General features: G+C 35.0%; 2 protein-coding genes and 1 pseudogene. 2 read left to right on the plus strand and 1 reads right to left on the minus strand.

The genetic code is table 11. The annotated features are described in order from the left end of the window. Nucleotides 1-432, plus strand: a pseudogene (locus tag ABYT26_RS17390) (hypothetical protein); the annotation flags it as partial. A 168-nt stretch (nucleotides 433-600) separates the two neighbouring features. Here ABYT26_RS17390 and ABYT26_RS17395 read toward each other — a convergent pair. Then, nucleotides 601-3,468, minus strand: a complete 2,868-nt coding sequence (locus ABYT26_RS17395; RefSeq protein ID WP_372756258.1) for a triple tyrosine motif-containing protein — start codon at nucleotides 3,466-3,468, stop codon at nucleotides 601-603. 383 nt (nucleotides 3,469-3,851) lie between these two features. Between ABYT26_RS17395 and ABYT26_RS17400 the strand changes: the two genes are divergently transcribed. Beyond that, the coding region (locus tag ABYT26_RS17400; protein ID WP_372756260.1) for a carbon-nitrogen hydrolase family protein at nucleotides 3,852-5,343 on the plus strand (1,492 nt) is incomplete at its 3' end.

Here is a 5,343-nt window from a genome sequence, read left to right on the forward strand (position 1 = left end):
ACAGGAGCAGGTGGAAGAGGATTTGCCAAGGTAGATGTGAGAACCGAAAAAACAGCCATTGCCGTAGAAAATATCATTTACGAGATGCTTCGAATCCGTAATCAAACAGTAAGCGATAATACATTGAGAATGGCTAAAAATAGCTTAATTGGTGCTTACGCCAGATCGCTTGGCGGGGTAGCTTTACAGCGATTTTTATCTTTTGCTATGGTAAAAGATGACTTCAATTTACCAGACGATTATCTAAAAGCTTATCCTTTTAAAATTGGAGAAATTACTAAGGAAGACGTTCAGGAAATGGCAATAAAATACGTTAAACCTAACAACTGTATCGTTCTTGTGAAAGGAAAAGCATCAGAATTAAAAGGAAAACTAGAAGCATATGGTCCGGTTGAATACTATACCAAAGAGGGAAAACCCCTTAAATTTTAGAAGTTTCTAATCAAAATTCTTGCAAACAAAAGGACACTTTTTTAAGAAAGTGTCCTTTCTTTATGTCCTTATTTCTAATCCAAAATGCCATTGCTTTTGCCTGCTCACGAGCTTCCGTATCAGAATTGACTAACTTGTACATAGCCGGATAAACTATAATTTCTTGTCTTATAAGCTATTTAAAAAGGTAGTGAAGTTAACATTTCGATCGAGCTCGAGCTTACGTCGCAGGCGGTACCTTCCTATTTCTACTCCCCGAACAGTAATATTTAAAAGCGGAGCTATCTCCTTAGTTGCCAAATTCATTCTAAGATAGGCACAAAGACGAAGATCTTTGGAAGTTAAATCGGGAAATTTCTTTTTCAGCTTGATAAAGAAATTTTCGTGAACCGTATCAAAATAATCTTCGAAGACCTCCCAGTTTTCTTCCTTGTCAATATCTTTATTCACTTTCCGAATCAATCTGCGAAGATCTTCAGTAACCAGCTTATTGGTTTCGGAATACCTTTTAATTTGTTCTAATTCGCTCTTAAAATCGGTTAGAACCTGATTCTTTTGAATCAAATTAAAAGTAAGATTGGCTAATTCTTTTGCCTTGTGCAAATTATCTGACCTCAATTTCTCATTTCTCAAACGAATCAATTGCTTTTCGGAAGAAAGCTTCTCTTGAGCCCTTTGCTGTTCCAAACTTGCAGCTTCTTCTTTTTGCCGATTTTCAAGCTTTAATTTCGTTTTCTGAATGGTATAACGAACCCAATAGATAATACTCAAAGAAATCAAGAAAAAGAGTAATACATAAAGAATTTTCATTCCTCTCGTTAAAAACCAGGGCGGTAATATTTTGAATTCACAAACAGCAATTTTACTATACTCTTCAGAATCATTTATGGCACGAACCACAAATCGATAATCGCCAGCAGCCAAATTAGTAAATTCACGACTGTTGTCACGACTCCATTCCGACCATTTTTCATTATAACCATACAAATAGGTTTGATAGTAAACCTTGTTATAATTAGGAGCTCCAGCCGAAAAAACAAATTCAATTGAATTGTTCGAATAAGAAATGGGTTCTTTTAGTTGCAATAAAAAGCCATCCTTTTGCTTCGCTAACTTGCCCCAAACCTTATGTTTTCCTCTCTCGAGAGAGGAAATGCTCACATCTCGAATAATTACCGAAGAGTAAGTTCCTGCAACGTACTCCTTTTCCTCGTAAAAATAAAAGCCTTCTTCGCTTCCAATTAAAAAGGTAGAATCGCTAAGCTGAGAAACATTCTCAAATCCAATGGGATAAAAACCATCTATAAATTTAAACGGCTGATCGTAAGAAGGCTTCAAAACATTCCCTCTTAATTTGTATTGTGTTAACTTTTCTCCGAAAAACACCCACATTTTATCCGTTGAATTACCAAGAATATTAGTCGGAATTTGATTGTTTTCGTTTATGCTTTTTAACAAATTTGGTTTGTAAAAATCTTTTTCCTGATCGTTGAAAAAATAAACACCACTATCTGCAATAAAATAAAGTTCATTATCAATTTGTCGAACTTTTTTTAAGCGATTTTCCTTGCCTACACGAGTATAAAATCTCTTTATTTCGGGTTGATCCCAATTAAAAGTATAAATTCCATTATCGTATTCAACCCAAACATTTCCCAAACTGTCGAACTCAAAATTATGAATCTCACGGTTCTTTCCTGCCAACAAGTTACTTTTCTTCAAACTGCCATTTTCCTGCAAAAGTTTAAGTAACCCATCATTTGTATTGGTTAAGTAGGTGTTAGTTTCAAAAGGAACTTTCTTAATAAAACTTCCACCAGGTTTATGAATCACAGGGCGAATTTTATTTTTAGCAATTGAATAAATGCCTGATGGATGGCCAAGATACAACACCCCGTTTATCACTGACAATCCAAAAACATGACCAGGAAATATCATTTCAAAATCATTTTCAAAACCATCATTCTTTTTTTTCCGCCATAATCCATGACTAGTTCCCAAATAGATATCCTCGCCAACTTTAGCCGAATCATATCCGCTTCCTATACCCGATTGAGTATTATAAACCGTAAATGGCAGGTCTTGCCGGAGTACCGATATTCCCGATGATGTACCAATCCAAAGATTGCCATACAAATCCAAATCAACTCCAAAAACTGTATTGTTAATCAAACTTCCTTTCTGGTTTATTTGTTTGATGATTTCACGTTTCGAATTCACAATCAATAATCCATCATAGTAGGTTTTCAGCACATAAATATTTGAATCTATTTGATGAATACCATCCACAACATGCTCAGAAACAAAATCATTTAATACACCACTCACCCTTTTGAGCTTATCACCCTCAAGCAAATAGGAGTTCGCACCATCTTCCCAAAGAACAATACCTTCTGCACTATTCATAATTCCCCAGAAATGACGCATCTTAATTTCATCGGTTGTCAGTACCTTATCTAATTCCCCATTCGAATATTTATACAAACCTGACTGGTACGAATACAAATACAGTTCATTATCGACTTTTTGAGCCAAGCGATATTGATCTTTGTTTTCAATAATACGAATTCGCTCTTCCGAAAAAACAACCAACTTATTATCAACTACAAATAATATTTCCTTGTCTAATTGAAACACTTGTGATTTTCGGAATACATTAGAATTCAAATAACCAGTAACCAAATAATTTAAAGAATGATATTCGATTTGATTTAGGGAATCTCTTTTTAACTCTCCGATTCCTTCTTTTCCCGCAACAAACACATTATTTTTACTATCTACAGCTAGAGAATTAACAGCAAATCCAATTTTAATTTTCAACCAATTTTCACCATCAAATTCGAGAATTCCATTTTTATCCCCAGCATACAAAAGGCCGTCCGAACTTGTAATTACAGAATAAATTTTACTTCCCCCTTCATACTCAGTAGGTCTAAAATTTCGAACAATTAACGCACCCTCTTGATTAGCGAAAAGAGAGAAAACATTCAAACAAAAAAAGAGAGAAAGGAGAATTTTTTGGGTGGTTTGTTTCATAAAAAAAGGTCTTTGAAGCCTAAAAATAGTAGTTTTTTCAATAGACTCCACAGTGTAAAGCAAAAATTGTAAGCATAGAGAACATAAACACTAATATTCACGACAAATCAAAACACCGTCAATACTAAGTTGATTTCAATTAAAATCGACTAAACGAAACAAGTAAATCCATTCTTCATCTACATATTTGTTATTCTGAAAAAACAAGCAAAAAAACCAATACAAATACATAAGCTAAATCACTGATTAAATGAATATTTAGAACTTAAATATTTTTTATTTTCGAAAAGCACCATATATTGCTGAAATTATTACATTTATTCAACCAAAACAGAAAGATATGTGCACGAAAGCACATCTTATTATTAGTGGTTTAAAACAAAATGGAAGAAATAGAAAACATTGAATTATCCTTCTTAAGTCTTGATGATTATCAGGAACTTAAAAAAGCCATGATCGAGTCCTACACAAGTATGCCCAATTCTTATTGGAGAGAACATCAGATTAAAACCTTAATTGATTGTTTTCCTGATGGACAGGTTGTAATCAAGGTCAACAATCAAATTGCCGGATGTGCTCTTTCAATTATTGTAGATTACAATAAATTTGATGACAAACATACCTATAAAGAAATAACTGGAAACTACACATTCTCAACTCACACTGCCGATGGAGATGTATTGTATGGAATTGATGTATTTATTAAGCCAGAATTTAGAGGATTGCGATTGGGGCGAAGATTATACGACTACCGAAAAGAATTAAGCGAACGTCTAAATTTAAAAGGTGTTGCTTTTGGTGGTCGAATTCCAAACTATCATAAGTACGCCGATAAATTGTCCCCCAAAGAATACATCGCGAAAGTAAGAAGAAAAGAAATTCACGACCCCGTTTTAAATTTCCAGGTATCAAATGATTTTCATCCTGCAAAAATACTAAAAAACTACCTCGAGGGCGATGAAGATTCAAACGACTACGCTGTATTGCTAGAATGGGATAATATTTACTACGAAAAACAGAATAAAAAACCCAGTATCACTAAAAAAATTGTTCGTTTAGGATTGATTCAGTGGCAAATGAGAACCTACAACAACTTGGATGAATTAATGCATCAGGTTGAATTTTTTGTAGATGCCGTTTCTGGATATCGTTCAGACTTTGCCTTATTCCCAGAGTTCTTCAATGCTCCGCTAATGGCTGAAAACAACCACCTGACTGAAGCTGAAGCTATTAGGAAACTGGCTGAGCACACTGAAACTATTGTTCACAAATTTTCAGAACTCGCTATTTCCTACAACATCAATATCATTTCGGGTAGTATGCCTGAAATTATAAACAATCGTCTACACAATGTTGGCTACTTGTGCAAACGCGACGGCAGTGTAGAACGCTACGAGAAATTACACGTAACCCCTGATGAAACAAAAGTTTGGGGCATGCAAAAAGGAAATGAACTAAAAGTATTTGATACTGATTGCGGAAAAATTGGCATCCTAATTTGTTACGATGTAGAATTTCCAGAATTGAGCAGGCTGCTCGCCGATGACGGTATGGATATTTTATTCGTTCCCTTTTTAACCGATACTCAAAATGGTTTTTCTCGCATTCGCAATTGTGCTCAGGCCAGAGCAATTGAAAATGAATGCTATGTAGCCATTGCTGGAAGTGTGGGCAATTTACCAAAGGTTCACAACATGGACATTCAATATGCACAGTCGATGGTATTTACACCCTGCGATTTTTCGTTTCCGGTAAACGGAGTAAAAGCAGAAGCAACACCCAACACCGAAATGATTCTTATCGCCGATGTAGACATCGACCTGCTTCGGGAACTCAACCAATTTGGTAGCGTTCGCAATTTAAAGGACCGAAGAC

The sequence above is a fragment of the Labilibaculum sp. genome (assembly GCF_041595635.1).
Lineage (GTDB): Bacteria > Bacteroidota > Bacteroidia > Bacteroidales > Marinifilaceae > Labilibaculum.

Bases quoted from the DNA above. Each gene is read 5' to 3' on its own strand.
- ABYT26_RS17395 (WP_372756258.1), bottom strand. From the start codon at position 3,468: ATGAAACAAACCACCCAAAAAATTCTCCTTTCTCTCTTTTTTTGTTTG.